The organism is Plectonema cf. radiosum LEGE 06105, from assembly GCF_015207665.1.
Taxonomy (GTDB): Bacteria; Cyanobacteriota; Cyanobacteriia; order Cyanobacteriales; family Nostocaceae; genus Rivularia; species Rivularia radiosa_A.
This window is the reverse complement of record NZ_JADEWL010000066.1, coordinates 16,608-36,039: the sequence shown is the minus strand read 5'-3', so window position 1 is coordinate 36,039 and position 19,432 is coordinate 16,608. Positions and strand designations below refer to the sequence as shown.

The following is a 19,432-nucleotide window of genomic DNA, read 5'->3' as shown; positions in this document are numbered from 1 at the left end:
CCCCATCCCCCCATCCCCTCAATCTTCATCGAGGGGTAAACCAGCACGAACTCTACCTTTGGCAAAATAACGTCCGAATTGAAGTTCGTAAACTTCGTCTTCGTCTTGGGTTTCTACCTCCAAGTCGGAACAAGCATAACTAACGCACAATAGCGCATAGCCTTTTCTTTGCAAATTAGGGGATAATCCTACAGCTTCCGGCTGAGAAATTCTTCCGGAAATAATCCTGACAGCGCAAGTAGTACAAGCACCATTACGACAAGAAAACGGTAATTCTACACCGAGACTTTCAAAACTTTGCAGAATGTAACGGTTATCAGGAACGGACAAAGTGTGGGTAATACCTTTAGCGCGATCGCGAACTGTGACTTTATATGTAAAAGACATTTTTAGGATTTGAGCTTTGCAATGACAAATTATAGAATTATTCTCTCAATATTTGCAGTTTATTTGATTTCAATGTAGAATGTTTTCTTGTGGCATCTGGAGAGGTGGCCGAGTGGTTGAAGGCGCAGCACTGGAAATGCTGTTTACCCGAAAGGGTAACGAGGGTTCGAATCCCTCCCTCTCCGTTTTATGGCGTATCTTTATTAAAGATATCCTTTACTCTAACACCCTAGCACGGTGGGCTTTTTGAGATTTCGTAATTTTATACAGTCACATAAGTTTATTCTCTTTAAGAAGCCGCTTGCGTCTCTACAAAGTCTTGGCTCTACTCCCTACTCCCTACCCCCTAATCCATAATTACATTTTTTCTTCGGAACAAAATTCCTGCCCCCAATGTCCTTTTCATCAGTATTAGCAAGCAAAAAAAACCGTTTATATTGCAATAGCTAATACAAGTTATACAAAGATTTAATGATTGTTTAAAGTACACTATTATAAGATTTTTAATGGTGTGAGTAGAGTTTTGGAGTTAATTATTAGTATGTCTGTATCTAGTATTTCAGAACGCAATTCCCAGGATTCCAAGTCAAGTCCGGCTAATATTTGCTATCAGGTTGATCAGCAAGCCAAGTTGATTAATTTACAAGCTGAAGTCGATTTATTGTTACTACAGGTGCAAAAATATAAGCAACAAAAGGAAAGCTCTACTCACGAACAGTCTTGTTAAATTTGTTTAAAATGGCGCTTGTCGTTATTTTAGATTTAATCGAACTTATGGCAAGTGTTGCTATTGCAAACGCCGATTTTTTTGATTTGTGCGTTGACTATAGTTGATTATATATTTTTTGCTATTTTGTATTAACGTCATTTTTGGTTTTCCGAATATTGCGATATTCAGGAATCAAATTCGGCAAAATCTAGTTCCCAAACTCAGGTTGGGAACTAGAAAATAACAATTTTTTCACTACTCAAAAAGCACAAGATTTCAGCGAAAATAATACTTTATATATCAATATAGCAATCCGAATTGAGATGTGAGAAAATACGTAGATTAAAAGTTAGGAATAGAGGTTACATTTAAATCACTCCTGGCGACTATAAGTCGCACGGCAGTCGCTCATGGGGGAGACCCCCCCTTCTGCGCGCTGCCTTGGCTACACAGGCAAAACCCGCCTAAGCGGGTTGTTTTATAGAGTCCACGCAGGTGGACTTAGGAAGGTGTAGTAGCGGTTTTAACCGCCAGATTATACATAAATTTCTCACAAGTCATTTAGGATTGCTATATATGTATATTAACAACTAATTGTTGACTTTTCATAGAAATAATGCTATGAAAGTGCTGACAAACAAGCAATTAATCAAAACTGGCGTGAATATATCTCCACCGAAGAAAAAGCTGCGTATAGGATGGCAGGGAGTTTTCTCACTGTTAATGTATGTTCTGATGTATTTACCGATCGCAGTACTCGCCTTTTATAGTTTCAATCGATCGCCATACAGTGGAGCTTGGGAAGGGTTTACTTGGGAATGGTATGAAAAACTATTTAGTGATGAACGTATTTTATCAGCTCTACAAAATAGCTTGATAGTTGCTTTTAGTGCTGTTGGGATTTCTGCGGTACTGGGGACTTTGATGGCTGTGGGATTAGCGCGTTACCGCTTTCGGGGGAAAAGTTTATATCGAGGGATTTCCTATTTACCGCTGATTATTCCCGATATTGCGATCGCGGTTGCGACTTTAGTTTTCCTAGCAGCGTTTGCAATTCGCTTGAATGTGTGGACTATTGTTGCAGCTCATGTGGTATTTTGTCTAGCATATATTGGTCTTGTTGTTTCCTCACGATTAACTAATTTAAATCCTTATTTAGAAGAAGCTGCATTAGATTTAGGAGCGACACCTGTACAAGCTTTTATTCAAGTATTATTACCTCAATTAATGCCAGGAATTATTGCTGGTTGTTTATTAGCGTTTGTTTTGAGTTTAGATGATTTTTTAATTGCTAGTTTCACTGCGGGTAGTGGTTCTAATACTTTACCAATGGAAATTTTTAGTCGTATTAGAACGGGTGTAAAACCAGATATTAATGCTTTGAGTGTAATTTTAATCGTTGTATCAGCAATTGTCGCTTTCGTTGCCGAATCAATTCGGGCTTCAGCAAATTCTCAGCATCTACATTAAACAGTTATCAGTTATCAGTTACCAGTTATCAGTTATCAGTTACCAATTACCCATTACCAATTACCAATTACCCATTACCCATTACCCATTACCAATTACCCATTACCAATTACCAATTACCAATTTACGACCTTAATATCTGATAATATCCCCATAAATTATTTCTTTCTTTTGTTGATATTAAAGGAAGGAATAATAAGAATGCTGAAAAGTAACGTAATGGACTTGCAAAAGTACCGATAAGCAAGACAGAAACCGATAGAGAAAACCACATAAAAGCAGTAATATAATTTGGTTCCCCAACTTCTTTAGAAACGTATAAATGTAGAACAATATAACTGAATAAAGTACATACTTCAGCCCATCCATATCCGATGATTCCCATGGGCGGTACTAGTAATAATGCAGTGACTCCAAATATTACCACATGAATTAAATTAAACCAAGTAACTGACATATTTTTACCTAGTAAATAGAGAACCGAAGTATGTAGATTAAAGATTGAATAAGCGATATAGCTAACAGCAATAAATGGATAAACTTCTAATACTGGGTTCCAATCTTTACCAAAAACAATACTCAAGACTATTGGCCCTACTAAAGAAAAACCTGCCATTGGTAAACCCACTGTCAAAGCTAATAAATGCATTCCTTCTTCAACACTATGAAGCAAACGAGCTTTATTATCTTTAAATTTCGCTAAAGCTGCCATTGCTAAACGCCATGTAATAAATCTGACAAAGGAAAGCATTTCTACCAAGCGTATAGCTAAAGCAACAAAAGCAACAGATTCTGGACCAGCAAAGCGTCCAACTATTACCGGATTTACTAAAGTTCGTAATTCCCAAGCCCAATTAGAAGCGGAATAGGTAAAGCCGTAACTCACCATTTGTTTAACTAATTTGGGGTTCCAGCACAAACCTAATTTGAGATTTGCACCTAATTGAGTGAGTATAAATAAGACATATTGTTGAACTAACAAACCGACAACGGGAGACCAAGCACCAAACCCTTGAAAAGCCATCGGTATGGCAATTATGTAGTAGCTAATTTGACTAATTAACTCGTTGAAAGCAACACGTTTAAAATTAAGATCCCGTTCCAATTTCACTGTGGAAGGTACTTTTAAAAGAGTGGGGGGAATTGTAAAAGCTAAAGCTAATGAAAGTGATGAAACTTGCTTAATTCGGAGAAAATCAGCAATAATATCTCGCCCTAAAGCCATACTTAAAGTCAGAAATAAGCTCACACCAAGTAAAATAGTGAAAGCCTGATTGTATTCTTGTTGTTCTGGATTCTCTGTTTTACGTACTAGATAAACATCCAAACCCCAAGGTCCTAAACGGTAAAGAAACACTGCAATTCCCGAAGCAGCACCAAAAAAACCGTATTGTTCCGGACCGATTACTCTGGTAATAAATATCACGCTTGCCAAGCTGAGTAAAATACCCAAACCTTGACGAATAACCATGATAAATCCGCCTTTTACGGCTTGATTACGTAATCCCATATTGATAATATATAAAAAGGTTTAAGGTCAAAGGTCAAAGGTCAAAGGTCGAAGGTCTAAGGTTGTAGAATTAATGGCTTTTAATTTCTAATTTGTTTCAGGAGATATCATGAAACAGTACCAACCTTATTCTTAACTAGACTCTTTTTCAATCCTCGAATTTTATCGTAGGTTTGATAACCGAATAAAGCTAACATTGCGATCGCGATGGTTAAACGTAAATACATTGATGTAAAACGTATTTGGGGGTAATGTTTTACAGCTTGTTGACAGTAATATTTTGCTTGTTTATAATCTTTTTCTTGCTCAATAGCAGACCAAGCTGCAAAAATATTCATCCATCCATAGCTGCGATTTTTTAAATAAAGTAAGTTTTCTGGAATATTTTGAAAAGTCTTTTCTATGACTCTCGATAGTTGAGGAATTATTTTTTGATTGCTTTTAGTTGTATTCTGAGAATGTCTTCGATAGAGAGTCAATGGTTCTTTGATTACTGCAAAAGGATAGATTAATGCAATACGAGTCCACATATCTCTATCTTCACCAACGGATAAATCTGCATCGAATAAGCCTACTTTCTTGAAGCATTCAGCACGAATCATTGTCGAACTACCAGTAGATATCATATCTCGAACCACAATTTCTTTCCATACATTTCCCTCAGCGTGAGAAACTATTGATACCCCTGTAGGTTGACTAAATTGGTCTATAAAAGTCGTCCAAGTGTAAGTTAAACCTATGGTGGGATTAGCATCAAGACAGTTTACTTGTTTTTCCAATTTTGTCGCTTCCCACAAATCATCAGCATCAAGAAAAGCAATATATTCCCCCTGAGCGTTGTTAATTCCCGTATTTCGTGCTGCGGATACACCCTGATTTTCTTGAGAAATCAACTTAACTCGCTCGTCTGTGATTTGTGAAACCCATTCCACAACATTATCCGAACTTCCATCATTTATAATCAATATTTCAAAGTCCCTAAAAGTCTGTTTAAAAGCACTCTCCAGAGTTTCCGGCAGATAAGTCATCGCATTGTAAGCTGGAATAATTATAGATACTTTTGACATAATTCAATTTTGGATTTTAGATTTTGGATTTTAGATTGCCGGGATGAAGAGTTAGTTGATAGTTGATGGTGGATAGTAGTTAGTTGATGGTTGATGGTTGTTTTGAATTATTAAATTTCTCCCCATCCCCTTGTCAACTGTCAACTGTCAACTGTCACATTTTCACAGTGGAGAAACGACGACGTATTGTGTAAATAGAGGATTGGATGCGGTTGAAACCGTTGTTTCCCAAGATTTGCGAAAGCGCGATCGCAAAGTTTAAACGAATCATTTTGGGAAAAAAAAGAATTGGAGAATAATGTTTAATTGCTTGGTTGCGAAAATAAGCTGCTTGTTTAGAATAACCTGTTTGCAGAGCTTTCCAAGCCAAGTAAATATTTGCATAACCATAGGTACGGTTTTTTAAATAAGATAATTCTTGAGGAACTGATTGAAATACTTGCTCTATTGAACGTAAATCTTGTTCGAGCATTTGCCAATTTTTAGTTGTATTATTGGGATGTTGACGATAAAAAACTAAAGGTTCTTTGATTAGCATGATAGGATAACGTAAAGCGATACGTACCCAAAGTTCCCAATCTTCAGAAGAACGTAAGTTATTATCAAAGTTTCCTACATCTAAACAGCTACGACGAACTATTACAGAAGAAGTTACTATTGTATTTTGTTCTAATAATGGTTTAAGAGCATCACCTTCGACATTCGATATAAAGGTTCTTCCCAGAGATTTGCCTTCCTGATCAATCATCGTCATTGCACTATGAACCAAACCCACTGACGGATTATCTTTAAAACATTGTAATTGCTTTTCTAATTTAGTAGGTTCCCACAAATCATCAGCATCAATAAATGCAATATAATCTGCTTTTGAATTTTTAATACCTATATTTCTTGCTGCTGAAACACCTTGATTTTCTTGAGAAATTAATTTAACTCGCGAGTCTACGATATTGTAAAACCATTCCACAATATTGTCGGAACTTCCATCATTAATAATCAAAACTTCAAAATCTGTAAAAGTCTGCTTCAAAACACTTTCTAGAGTTTGTGGCAGATAATTCATTGCATTATAAGCGGGAATAATTATAGAACAACATGGCATTTGAATAAAACCTTTTTTTTACATAAATTGTGTTAAAAAATATTATGTACTTTTAGATAATTTTACTACCGTATTTAAGTATAATTTTATGGAGCATAATTAACTAACTACTTTAAGTAATACCATCTATTCTATCCATCCACCTTTGATCTTTGACCTTTAACCTTTAACCTTTAACCTTTAACCTATTTTTAATTAATTCTAAAATCACATCGCGATACTTTAAAGCAATCGCATCCCAACTAAATCTTAAAGCATTATTTATCGCTTTTTCCTGCCAATTTTCTTTGAAAATTTTTAACACTTGAGATAATGCATCAGCGTATATCTCTGGGTTTGTCACATCGCATAAAATACCGCTATCACCAACAATATAACGACGCATTTCGTCATCTGTTGCAACTACTGGTAAACCACTTGACATTGCTTCAATATAAGCGAAACCAAAGGGTTCATTGAGAGAAGGAAGTGTAAATATATCCGCACTACGATAAACTTCTGGCATTTTTTGAAAAGGAAAAGTACATATTTTAAAACGATTTGAACCAAGTAATTTATCACCTCGTGCTTGAAAATAATTTTTATCTGGTCCGTCTCCACATAGCAATAAACTAGCTTCAGATAAACGAGAAACTGCATTAATAGCTAAATCGACTCTTTTATGATTGTTACGATTTAAAGAAGCTACACACAATATAACTGGTTTATTTAAACCAAAATCTATCTTGTTTCCTTGAGGAGTAAATTGTTTTAAATCAACTCCATTAGGAATAATCTTTACTGTTTGTGTTGGTTTAATATTGCGAACAAATCCAGCAGTTTTTTCATCGTAAACCACTAAATTATCAGGAGAAAAAAATAAATTTCTCTTCAAACATTTTCCCTCTGCTAATAAACTATTATGTTCAACATAAAGTATAGGAGTACCTTTAATAGCACGTACAGCAGCAGCAATTGCTAAACCCCCATAGTCATTACAAGGAAATATTAAATCGGGAGAATTAAATAAGCAGCGAGTGACACAAGGGAAGAAATTAGTTAAATGCTCAATAATAATTTCGGGATGATTTGCAAAGCGATGGACTAAATTTTTAATTAATGGTTGGTTGATAAAATCATAAGTATAAGCGCGAGGAATACCCCCAGACAAACGAGAGAATTCACCGCAATCAGCACCACTCAAAAGTTCTACTTCAAAGTAATTACTCAGACGACGAGTTATTTCGATGGCAAAAATTTCCGAACCACCACTCCAATTCACACCCGCACTCGGATGAATAATAGTAATTTTATAAGGATGTTTTTTATTGATTAACTCTCCCTGCGGACTATTGATAGATTTAATTAATTTCTGAGTCATTCTATTTTAGATTTTAGATTTTAGATTTTAGATTTTAGTCTTAAAAAAAAAGATTCTTGTACTTGAACCATTATTAAATAAGCTTAGAGGTTAAAGGGAACGCTACCATTACCAATCACTCAACGAACTATTAACTGATAAATGATAACTGTCAACTGTCAACTGTCAACTATTTCCTCCCATCCCACAATTGCAAATAACAGCCACCAATAAAAAAATAAAGTTGTATGATTCCAAACATTATCAGTAGCCATTCCTAAAAGTATTGCCGCAAAAATTGCTATCATTGTTACACAAAGTCTTCTACGGGGACTTCCGAGTAGTGAATCCCGCAAATATTTTCCTAAAAAAACTATTTGTATTCCCAGAAATACAATAAAACTTGTAAATCCGATAATTCCCGTTTCTGCAAGAAATCGCAGATAATCATTATGAGCGTAATTCTGAAAATAAGTTATATATTGACTGGTACCCAAACCATATCCTAATAGCGGTGATTGTTTCCAAGCATCTATTAAAAATGACCATTGGGCAATTCGCCAATTTGCACTGTTTCCATCTCCAAATGATAATAATATTGTTCGAGATATATCTAAATCTTGATTAAATAATGGTGTTTCTAAAAGTGCATTGAGCTTTTCATAACCAAATTCGGTACTTGCAAATAAATAAAATGTTAATACAATGAATAAAATCCCCCCAACTAGTCTTAAGAAATTTAATTTAGGCGCAATCAAGGCAATTATAAAAACTGACATCATAATTAAACTGGTGAGAGATTTTGTCATCACCATAAAGAATGCCAAAGTTCCTAATAATATCAACCAAAACCAACGATTTTCCTTTGCGTGGCCGAGTTTCCATAACGTTAAACTAATAAATAAAAATAAGAAAGTACCAAATGTACTGGGATGTCCAATAGTTGAATTTAGACAATTTCGACAACTGATAACATCAGGAAGACGTGAAGGTATTACAAGTTGTAAAAATCCTACTGTTAACGGTACTAAAAGACTAAAAAATAAGACGGGGATAACTTTTTGCGGATGAATCTTTCCTTTTAATTGCATCACCAGCAAATATATCATTAACCAAGAAAATATTCGCGTCCATTCTCTAATTCCATCTATTAAATAGGTTTTTCCTAATAATCCCCAACCAACTATTGGTAAAATTACCCATATTCCTAAAAACCCTACCCATCCCGCAAAAACCCAGAAAAATTTATCTGTATGAACTTTTTGTCTGATTAAAATTTTAACTATTACATAAAGTATCGTTAACCCATCCAAACCAATTGCAAAAGCAGCAGGTACTTGCTGTGCCGAAAAAGGATCTAATGAACTACGTAATACTAATAAAGTTAATACCGCTTGTTCAAATCGAGCAAAAAAGAATATCAGTACCGCTACTACACCCAAAAGCAACCCTACCACTACAGGTATCGCACCAGCCCCAAATCCTACAGCTGCACCAATTCCAACTCCTGCCAATCCTACCAAAAATGACAGGTAAGAAGAATTGTTGAACTGTTTATTAGTTAACATCTTTATCTTCTTCCCCCCGGAGTTAAATATCTTGTCGGTTGATAACTTTTGACGGGATAACGATAATATTCTTCTGTTAAACTCGACATTCCATTAACTACTACTCCTAAAATCGATATCTGATTACTCGTCAATTCCGATACTGCTCTTTGCAAAATTTCTTTGTTGGTAAAGCTGGGACGTGTCACCAAAACGACTCCATCACTCTGTTTACCCAAAGTTGACGCATCCGCACAAGCACTTAAAGGCGGAGTATCTACAATCACTAAATCGTACTCTTTCTTCGCTGATTCTAGAATCGATTTCATTTCTACCGACTCTAATAACTGCGAAGGTCTTCCGTGGAGTTCGCCACAAGTTAAAATATCTAAATTATCTACATCAGTCTTTTGTATTGCATCAACAAAGCTCCTCTTACCCTCAATTATTTCAGTAATCCCTGGTTTGGGTGGTAAATTAAACAGAGTATGTTGCACTGGTCTGCGTAAATCTGCATCGATTATCAGTGTTTTTCGAGACAACATTGCCGAAACTGCGGCTAAGTGAGAAACTACCACCGATTTACCTTCTCCGGAAATGGTGCTGCTAACCACAATCAGGTGCAATACAGCATCATTGCGAAACTCCAAGGTTTTGAATAACATTCGGTAAGGTTCCACCAAACCAATTTGGTCTAAAAATCTATCTGAAGGTTCTAATACCAAAGTTTTCGCAGGTAAACGTGGTAATACTCCTAGTAATGGTAATTTAAGTAGTTCTTCGGCTTCTCTTGGGTCTCTTAATGTGTTATCCATCAATTCTAAGAGTAAAATCACACCAGTAGCTAAAATACCGCCAAAAACCGTAGCTAAAGCCAAAACTACCGACTTTTTCGGTGATGCTGGCGAATTTGGCACTGTAGCTGATTCGATAACTCGGACATTACTTACCTTTTGAGCTTGAGCAATTCTTGCTTCTTCTAACTTGCTTTGCAAAAACTTTAAACTTGCCGCTGCTTCTTCCCGTTGACGGACAAGTGTTGTTAAAGGCTGCTGTTTAATTGGTAATTGAGCTAAACGAGCTTGTAAATTCGATGTTTGTGCTTGTACGGTTGCTAATTTGTTTTCAATTGCTAAACGTTCAACTTCTTTGGTTATTAACTGAGAAGTTAACTGTTGAGAAAGTTGATCGTTCGCTATCTTGTTGGAAGCAACTGCTTGATTTGTCGATGATACTTGAGCTAATTGCTGTTGGTACATCTGACGAAAAGCATTGCGTTTTTCCTCTAACTCGATTACTTGGGGATGATTTTGAGTAAACCGTAACCGCACTTCTACCAATTGACGCTCCAACTCTGCTAAAGCTGCTCGCATTTTGACTAATTCTTCATCCGAGCCGCTGCGTACCGCAGAATAAGCACTGCTCAAATTACCCGCATTCGTAATTTGTCGTAAAGAACTTTCTTGCGATCGCACTTCTTGGAGTAAAGCACTCAAAGTTCGTTCTTGCTCTTCTAATGATGCTAAATTCTCCACCAAAGCTTCGGTTTGTTCGTCAAATGCAACAATACCGCTAGCTTGTCTGTACTGATTTTCTGCGGCTTCAGCTTGTTGCAATTTCGTTGTTGCAATCGGCAGTTGTTTATTTTCTAAAAATTCCTGAACTTTTGTCGCTTCGGAACTAATAGCTTTAATATCATACTCAACCATCGCTGCTGATAAAGCATTGAGCAATTGAGCCGCTAATACTGGGTCTTGATTTTCATAGCTCAGTTGTAAAATATTAGTTGCTGGAACGATTTTTACGCTCAAATTTTTACGTAAATATGCCGTATCTATTTTGTCTTCTCCAATACTCTGCTGATTCCTACCTTGGGATTGAGAATTATATATCTCAATTGCTTTATTCAACACCCGTTGCGATTTTACCAACTCAGCTTGGTCTGCCAACGGACTCGGGCCACCCGGAGTCGCATTTCCAACCTGAGTTAAATCTCGACCCAATTCAGAAACACTCACCTGTTTTCCTATTAGCATCAACCGCGCAGATGTTTGATAAACTCGCGGAGTAACACTAAGATAAGCCACAGCCCCACCAATCACCGCTGCAAAAGTTGCCAGCGCAGGTAAGCTTCGTCGCTTTAACACCATTAGTAAGGATGAAATACCTTTCTCCATGTTGATAGTTGATAGTTGACAGTTGACAATTGACAGTTGACAGTTGATGGTTGCTTCTTGAATCTTAACTACTATCCACTAACCACTATCCACTAACTCTTAACTCCTAACTCCATGTCCTAACGGACACGCTACGCTAACACTCCTAACTCCTCACTGTTAACTGTTTACTGTTTTCTGATTTTTTCGGATTCATTTCTGAAGGAAAACCCAGCAGATTTTCGTATAATTTCAAAGTTTCATTCGTAATATATTCCCAGCTATAGTTTACATTTACATAATTTTGTGCATTGTAAGCCATTACTGCCATATGGTTTGAGTTGTGGGTAGCCCAGGATAGTTCTTGAATACAAGATTCCAAGCAACCGGCTGCAAATAACCGACCTCTACTTCCACCAATCAATTGCTGATGGGGTGGTATATCACTTGCTAATATCGGAATTCCTTCACGCATTGCTTCTAACATTGCCATTGGTAATCCTTCCACATCTGAAGGTAAGACAAATAATCCAGCCCCCCGGACTATTTCTGCTAACCGCGCTCCTCGTAGTTCCCCAGCAAATACAATGTTGCGATCGCCAGCAATTTGCTCTAATAATTTGGCAGTAAAATTTTTTGTATTACTAACACCCCCAGCTAAAACTAGCTTCCAGTTTGATAATTGTAAATTAGTAAAGGCTTCTACAAGTAAGTCGGGACGTTTTTCTGGTACTAATCTACCCAAAAATAAAATATATCGTCCCTGCTCAAGTCCTAATTTAGTTCCGTAGCCAAAATCTGGATCGGAATTTACATAACTAGCTGGAGCAGTAGGAATATATACGACTTCTCTACCGTAAGTTTGTAAAAAATAGGTCTTGAGCGCATCAGAAACTGCAATCATTCCGTGAGCGCAACGTACTGCTGTCTGTTCACCCATTTGAATCAAACGAGTCGAAAAATTCCCCCATTTCGCTCGCTGCCAGTCTAATCCATGACAGGTAACAACAATCTTGGATTTTGTGGCAATCCTCGATAATCCTGTAAATAAAGATGGACCGAGAGCCTGAAAATGAATAATGTCGTATCTATTACCAGTGGTAGCTAATGCTCCCAGTGCAGATGTAATAAAAGCATCTACACCTCTCATCCGTATATCTGGTAAAGAAATCACTTTTACACCTTCAAAATAGTAGTTCTCCAACCAAGAACTATCGGTATAAGAAGAACGAGCAAATAAATCTACATGATGACCTTGAGCTACCATGCGGGGATAAACTTCCGCACAATAATGCTCAATTCCACCCTGTCTGGGAGGTAGACCTTTTGCACCAATTACTGCAATTTTCATCTTTCGCTCGTTTTTGCTCTCAAGATGGTTATAACCGTTAAACGCTAACAGATTGTTTTAAGCTTTGTTCCCAACGTTGCCACATTTGACTGTAAACTTGATTGACTACAGTGCTAGCAGCATAAGGCTGAGCGCTTTTTACACATTCTGCAACTGGATAATTTTCTGGATGCATCGCAACTTGACGTAAAGCCGAAGCGATACATTGGGGTGTTCGCGTTTGACAAACAACCCCACTTTTGTGAGATAGTAACCTCGGAGTGTCACCAGCTTCTGTTGTCACGATTGGAGTTCCGCAAGCAAGGGCTTCTAAAACCACAAACGGTAATCCTTCAAATGCACTGGTTAAGACTACAGCATTGCTAGCCCGATGTAAATCAGATAATTCTTGTTGTCGAACTATTCCTAACATTGTGACTCGTTGCTCTAATCCCAAGGTATTAATTTCATTTCTTACTGTAGTTGCTAATTCTCCCTCACCCGCAATCAACAAGTGAATATTCGGCTCGTCTAATGCTTTGATTGAACGTATTAATAATAAAGGGTCTTTTTGTGGATGCAATCTACCCGCGAACAGCACAAAACGGGTATTTTCGTCAAGATTCAATTTGTTTGCTAATTCCCCTCTTTGGCGATCGCGCTCTTGATCAGAAACTGGATAAAAAACTTGTTCGTCAAAAGTATTGTTCAACAAGCTTACCCTATCTGAGATATCGGGATAACGCTGTTGATAAAGTGAGATAGAGTCACTATTGCACGAGTAAATGTAGTCAAATTGTCCTACTAATAAACGTTCTAAAGCAAAATAAGCGGATGGGAATCTGCGCCACAAAATTGCATTTTTATCATCTACAGATGTCATCTGCTTTTTGATATCGTTTTGGATAAACAGCGTCTTTTCCCCTTTCCATTTCAAAGTCGCTATTGTCGGCTCCAGTCGATAAAAATGCATAAAATCAGAAGCATAGCAATGTCCCATCATCGCAGCGGTATATTTAACCGTTGTCGGTACCATACCCCTAACGTTATCGTCTTCAACCACAAATAAAGGCAGGAACTTAATTTCTCTTCCTAGAAATTCTCTGGTTTGCCATCTATCTAAAGTCTCATTTTTATGATTTGCCGTTCCAACAAGTCTGACCTCAAATTCCTTCGGAGCATACTTGATAAAAATATTGATTAATGTTTGTATTCCTCCAATCGTAGTATTCCAAGGATTATATTGGTAAAAAATTGTTAAAACTGGCTTACGCATTGCTAACCATCCCGCACAATAATAGTATTAGAATTAGACGCGCAATTTTTGAGTGATAGCATCGACAAGAGTAGTCTCTTGCCGTCTAAAATATTACACTGTTCAAAAAAAATTACTCCTCCAATAGCAGTATTTTTAACGATTTAATTAAGTCAATAGTCAAAATTAAATCTTGAACAAAATTTAAACAATCCTTTACCACCAACATAAAAACATCAATAGTGAGATAAATTTTACGTAAAACAGCTTTTATTCTTCATAGAAAATTTATCACATTTTTAAAATAGTAATCTTAATGGTATCCAAATTACCAAATTAGTCCAATCTTTACGAAAATTTTACTTAAAATGCATCAGAATATATCTTCTAAATAAATATAAATATCAAATTTGTGTTAACTACCCACATCGTGACAACCTTTACAATAACTTCATATAAAATTCAATAAAAACCATCCCTTCGGTTCGTACACTACAAAAGTCGGGTTTTAGGTATAAATATCCATGAATGGTTCCCAGCCTCCAGTCTGTAAACCAGCGAGAAAACCTAGAGGCTGATAACTGATAACTGTTAACTGATAACTGATTAACTGGATTTCGCTTCCAAACTTTCCAAACGACTTCTAAGTTGTTGATTTTGCTCTTTGAGTTGTTCAAGTTCGGAACGTAAATCCTTTACAGCAGCATCAGATGCAGTCTTCTTGACCACTTGTTCAATTTCTTCCTCAGCATAACGACGTACCCGTCCATCGGGGGTTTGTTCAGATAAAGTACGTAAAATGCCAATAGCTTTTTTATTTTCCATCTGTCCGAGTGAGGATGCTACAGCGACTTGAGTTAAAAAGAAAGTTTCTTGGGAGAGATTGGTTAATCTTTCTAAAATTCGTTCTAAATTGACCGTATTTTGAGCAAGAGAAACTTTTCCTAATGCGCGAATTGCTGCTAAACGTAGAGGTTGTGGTACACCTAATTTGGTATAATCTAAAATTAAATTTAAAGCAGCCTCACTAGTTTTTAATTCAGATAAACCGGCAATAGCACCATTTCTAACAACTTCATTCCAACCGGCTTTTGATTGTAAAATATGTTCAAACAGCTGCAATACTTCGGCTTCATCGGGTTTCTCTTCTCCCATGGTTGCAGCAATCGAACCGATAGAAGCTGCGGCTGCGGCTTCAACATAATAACTTTCATCCCCAGTTGATAAAAGTTTCTTCAAAGCCTCATAGCTACAATTTGTTTTGATTTTACCAAGAGTTTGGGCTACAGTTCGTCGCACATAAGGATTTTGATCTGATAAATATTCAATCAAAACCTCAAAAACTTGGTCTAACTGAACTTCCCCTAGTTGCTTGACAACTTCTACACGTACACCCCAAAAAGCATCATTTTTTAAAGATTCTGATAGAGCTTTCACCGCTTCCAAACTATTTTTTTTCGCTAAAGCAGCAGCAGCATAAATGCGGGAAACGGGATTTTGATCGTGGAGTAACTGAGCTTTCAACTCTGGTATGGGATATTCCAAAGTTACAGTTTTGAGATAATGATTTCCGACATCAAAGCTGATAAAATCGGGTTTCTTCTCTGAGGGGAAGTAAAAACTTTGTTCTTTCTCCGAAACCCGTACCGTAAAAACTTTCAAATCATCTGGTTCGATATAACCCAAACCGATGGGAATTTTTAAATCGAATAAACCTTGATTATTCTTATCTTCAGAAGTTACTTGAGTTTGAGTAACCGTTACCTTGGCTAAATTTGCATCCCCATCCCAACTATAAACAACCTTAAAATCCGGATGTCCACCACGGTAAACATATTGGTCAAAAAGAAACGTTAAATTACGACCAGTGGCTTTTTCAATTGCTCGTAACAAATCTATAGTTTCCACAGTTTGATGAGCATTATCGTTCACAAACGTCGCAATCGCTCGCCAAAATAAATCATCTCCCAACTGCGATCGCAACATATGATAGACACAAGAACCCTTTTCATAAATATGGCGGTCATAAAGTTCAATAGCTTCTCGGTAGACATGAGTTACCATCGGACGACGATAGCGACTCGTGTCTTCAGCAATATAACGACGTGCTTGCTGTAAACGATAGTAATCTGCTTCTTGAGAACCATATTCATGTTCAGTCCACATTACCTCAGAATAACTTGCCATCCCCTCCTTAACCCAAGCATGAGACCAATGTTTAATGACTACTAAATCGCCAAACCATTGGTGAGCTAATTCATGAACAACTAAACTTTCAGCATTGCGGTTATCAACAGCTGCTTTTTCATCGAGTAAACATCGATCAGTTAACAGTGTAGTATTGGTATTTTCCATCCCCCCAAAAATAAAGTCATCAACGCAGACTTGAGCATATTTAGGGAAAGCATAAATATAACCGTATTTTTCGCTGAGAAACTCCATCATTTGCGGAGTTTTACCCATAGTGCGTTTCGCATCTGCTGAGCGTGGTTTTTCTACGTAATAAGTGACAGGTTTACCATGCCACTCATCGCTTATCTCCGCAAAATCACCGACAGCCAGAGTCATTAAATAAGTCGGATGAACCTGCTTTTGTAACCAATGATAAACTTTATGTTCTCCATCGTCCTCAGCGGAGACTAATTCACCATTAGAAATTACCATTAAAGGTTTAGGAACTGTTACCCGAATTTCCGAAGTAGACAACTGACCAGGATAATCAAAGCAAGGAAACCAAAAGCGGGAATCTTCGTCTTCTCCCTGAGTCCAAACTTGAGTAGGTTTATCGGGATAATGTGCATCTGGGAGAATAAAATAAATCCCGCGCTGGGGTTTTTCTACCGAATAGCCGATAATAATTTCAACTCGTCGATTGACTTGAGTCGGCGAATCCAATTCAATATCTAAATATTCGCCATCGTAATCAAACTTCTGTGGGGTTCCGGCAACAGCAACCGACTCAATATTCAATTTAACAGCATCTAAGCGCAAGCGGTCTACCCCATCTCGTATCGGGGCTAAAGTTATTTTACAAGTACCGCGTACAGTTTTTGAGGGTATATCCAAATTCAGATCGAGAAAAATATGCTTGACCTGTCCGGGACGATCGGGATTATACTGCGGTTTTGCACCCGGTAATACAAAAGATTTATGGCGCGGATTTTCCGTATCAAAATGTGACTGTAACATCTATATCTATTTACCTTGTAATCGCTAAAATTTTGAATGTAGTTAAGAAAAAATAACAATTGCTGGTGAGTTCTCACCTGTGGAACATTCCTTGATTTGACAGCCCATTATTTATTTTACGTCTCAAATGGTTTTCCTGGAGTATAAAGACTTTGGGAAAGATTTTTCATCTAGATTAAAATAATTTGTCACTGTTACTCAAAATTCCATTGTTGATGTAAATTTTGCCAAATTTAGAAATCGATGGTGTGTAGAATTACTAATTTTATCAGTAAATCCCGATAATCTAAATAATGAAATATGAAGTATAGGTAAATCAGTGAACAGTTATCAGTGAACAGTTATCAGTTATCAGTTATCAATGAAGCGTATTCTTTATGACATATTGGTTGCTCCCTATCTGAACAAACACCATATACCAAAGAAGGGGACTCTCAACCTTTAATTGATAACTGATATTACATACCGCAATATGTTTGTCAAAACATTAAAGCTGGAATGCCTAACTTTTTATTTCATTACTGCCAACTTATGAAAAAAAATCATACAAAGAATGTCTAAACTAAAGCCTAAGTTTTTAATTCCGGTAATTGGTGCTGCGATCATCTTAGTTGGTGGTATAGCGACTTATTTATACTTAAAAAGCGGACCATCAGGAGGTATTGCCGATGCTACCGCTAGTGCCAAATTAGTTCCAGATGATGCGATGATGGCAACTTATATTGCCACAGACTCAACAGTTTGGTCAAAGTTGGAACAATTTGGTACTCCCGAAGCTCAAAAAATAATCGCATCCGGTTTAAAGAGTTTTAATGACAATTTGTCAAGCGATAATAGTATTTCTTACGATAAAGACTTAAAACCCTGGGTTAGTGGTGTAATGATAGCCGTACTACCCCCACAAAAAGTCCAACCCGCACAAGATAGTCCCTCAGCAGGAGAAGCTAATATCTTGATGGTGGTAGGAATCAAAGACAAAGTACAAGCTTTAAATTTCGCCAACAAACTCAAGCAGCAGAAAGACGTTAAAAGCACCGAAATCGACTATAAAGGTCAGAAAATTCAAGAAACCAAAAGTACAACAAATTCTACATACAGCACCATTTTAAATGACCATGTATTGTTTTCTGCTTCTCAAAATGCAGTACAGCAAGCAATCGACACATCAAAAGGAGAACCTTCTTTTTTAAGTAAATCAGGTGCTTTCCAAGTTATGGGAAATAATCTCAATTTAGAGAATACCTTGGCACAAATTTACGTACCTGATTATCCAGGTATGGTAAAGAATTTAATTGCTAATAATCAGCAAACCCGATTACCACCCCAAACCTTGGAACAGTTAAAACAGGTAAAATCCGTGGTTGCGGGTATTGGTGTTGATGATAGCGGACTGCGGATGAAAGCAAACGCGAATTTAAATTCCCAATTAGTAAAATATCACTACGAAAAAACCAATGGTAGAGTATTGTCCCAATTTCCCCAAAATACCATCGCTTTAATTAGTGGAGGAGGTATTAATAAATGGTGGACAGCTTTTGTCGAACAAGCAAAAGACGCTCCTGAACTTAATGTAATGCTTCAACAAGCAAGGGGACAATTACAATCAGTCGATCTCGATTTAGATAAAGATATTTTTGGCTGGATGGATGGGGAATTTGGTATAGCTGCTATACCCCTAGAAGAAGGATTATTAAAGCAAGTTGGTTTCGGGGGTGCATTTTTGTTTCATACTGGCGATCGCAAAACTGCGGAAGCAACATTGAGTAAGTTAGATAATCTTGCCAAAGCCCAATCAATTCAACTTTCCCAAAAAGATATCAACGGTAAAAAAATCACCGAATGGCAAATCCCCGGACAAGGTGCATTACTAGCTCACGGTTGGTTAGATGAAAAAACGGCTCTGTTAACCCTCGGTGGCCCCATCGCTGAAATATTAAGTGATAAATCATTTCAACCCCTCAACAGCGGCGAAACTTTCCAAGGTATTACAGCAACATTACCAAAAGAAAACGGCGGTTACTTATATATAGATATGGAAAAAGCCCTACCCGTAGTCAATCGTTTTTCCCCACCCACACCAGAAGCCACCGCAATCCTCAACTCAATTCGCGGAATCGGTGTTACCGCAACCAGTCCTAATAAATCTCTCACACAAATGGAAATGTTATTAGCATTGAAACCAAAAGAATAGAGAATTGGTAATGGGTAATCGGTAATTGGTAATTGGTAATGGGTAATGGGTAATGGGTAATTGGTAATGGGTAATGGGTAATGGGTAATCGGTAATGGGTAATTGGTAATGGGTAATTGGTAATGGGTAATGGGTAATTAAATTCGTTCTATCCTTTTCAATTATTGTCTAGTTTTATCT

13 protein-coding genes and 1 tRNA gene are annotated in these 19,432 nt (G+C 37.1%); 4 read left to right on the top strand and 10 right to left on the bottom strand.

Going from position 1 to position 19,432, the window contains the following annotated elements:
• Window positions 1-18: 18 nt before the first annotated feature.
• A complete protein-coding gene (locus IQ247_RS18645) occupies window positions 19-387 on the bottom strand; it encodes a 2Fe-2S iron-sulfur cluster-binding protein (protein WP_193922588.1) in 369 nt (122 codons plus the stop codon).
• A 98-nt stretch (window positions 388-485) separates the two neighbouring features.
• Between IQ247_RS18645 and IQ247_RS18640 the strand changes: the two genes are divergently transcribed.
• The 3 genes from IQ247_RS18640 (at window position 486) to IQ247_RS18630 (ending at window position 2,566) form a co-directional block, all read left to right on the top strand.
• Window positions 486-572: transfer RNA gene (locus IQ247_RS18640), tRNA-Ser, on the top strand.
• A 356-nt stretch (window positions 573-928) separates the two neighbouring features.
• On the top strand, window positions 929-1,114 hold the full coding sequence (locus tag IQ247_RS18635; RefSeq protein WP_193922587.1) for a hypothetical protein: 186 nt from the start codon (window positions 929-931) through the stop codon (window positions 1,112-1,114).
• 603 nt (window positions 1,115-1,717) lie between these two features.
• Window positions 1,718-2,566, top strand: a complete 849-nt coding sequence (locus tag IQ247_RS18630) for an ABC transporter permease (RefSeq protein WP_228059856.1) — start codon at window positions 1,718-1,720, stop codon at window positions 2,564-2,566.
• 124 nt (window positions 2,567-2,690) lie between these two features.
• Here IQ247_RS18630 and IQ247_RS18625 read toward each other — a convergent pair whose 3' ends face one another.
• The 9 genes from IQ247_RS18625 to IQ247_RS18585 form a co-directional block, all read right to left on the bottom strand.
• Window positions 2,691-4,076: an oligosaccharide flippase family protein gene (locus IQ247_RS18625; RefSeq protein ID WP_193922586.1), complete on the bottom strand. Its 1,386-nt coding sequence runs from the start codon at window positions 4,074-4,076 to the stop codon at window positions 2,691-2,693.
• A 107-nt stretch (window positions 4,077-4,183) separates the two neighbouring features.
• Window positions 4,184-5,143 (bottom strand): glycosyltransferase family 2 protein, encoded by a 960-nt coding sequence (locus tag IQ247_RS18620; protein WP_193922585.1) that lies wholly within the window; start codon window positions 5,141-5,143, stop codon window positions 4,184-4,186.
• Window positions 5,144-5,297: 154 nt separating this feature from the next.
• Entirely contained in the window at window positions 5,298-6,245 is a 948-nt protein-coding gene (locus tag IQ247_RS18615; protein ID WP_193922584.1) for a glycosyltransferase family 2 protein, read from the bottom strand.
• Window positions 6,246-6,411: 166 nt separating this feature from the next.
• Window positions 6,412-7,605, bottom strand: coding sequence for a glycosyltransferase (locus IQ247_RS18610; protein ID WP_193922583.1), 1,194 nt, complete (start codon window positions 7,603-7,605; stop codon window positions 6,412-6,414).
• Window positions 7,606-7,763: 158 nt separating this feature from the next.
• Window positions 7,764-9,152, bottom strand: a complete 1,389-nt coding sequence (locus IQ247_RS18605) for an O-antigen ligase family protein (protein WP_193922582.1) — start codon at window positions 9,150-9,152, stop codon at window positions 7,764-7,766.
• A 2-nt stretch (window positions 9,153-9,154) separates the two neighbouring features.
• Window positions 9,155-11,308 carry a GumC family protein gene (locus IQ247_RS18600; RefSeq protein WP_193922581.1) on the bottom strand — a complete coding sequence of 718 codons (2,154 nt, stop codon included), beginning with the start codon at window positions 11,306-11,308 and terminating at the stop codon, window positions 9,155-9,157.
• Between the two features lie 145 nt (window positions 11,309-11,453).
• Entirely contained in the window at window positions 11,454-12,638 is a 1,185-nt protein-coding gene (locus IQ247_RS18595) for a glycosyltransferase family 4 protein (protein ID WP_193922580.1), read from the bottom strand.
• 37 nt (window positions 12,639-12,675) lie between these two features.
• Window positions 12,676-13,893, bottom strand: coding sequence for a glycosyltransferase (locus tag IQ247_RS18590; protein WP_193922578.1), 1,218 nt, complete (start codon window positions 13,891-13,893; stop codon window positions 12,676-12,678).
• Between the two features lie 585 nt (window positions 13,894-14,478).
• Complete coding sequence (locus tag IQ247_RS18585) at window positions 14,479-17,061, bottom strand: M1 family metallopeptidase (protein ID WP_193922577.1); 2,583 nt, start codon at window positions 17,059-17,061, stop codon at window positions 14,479-14,481.
• A gap of 553 nt (window positions 17,062-17,614) precedes the next feature.
• On the opposite strand from IQ247_RS18585, the gene IQ247_RS18580 reads away from it, so the two are divergent.
• Window positions 17,615-19,252, top strand: coding sequence for a DUF3352 domain-containing protein (locus IQ247_RS18580; RefSeq protein WP_193922576.1), 1,638 nt, complete (start codon window positions 17,615-17,617; stop codon window positions 19,250-19,252).
• The last annotated feature ends 180 nt before the right edge of the window (window positions 19,253-19,432 follow it).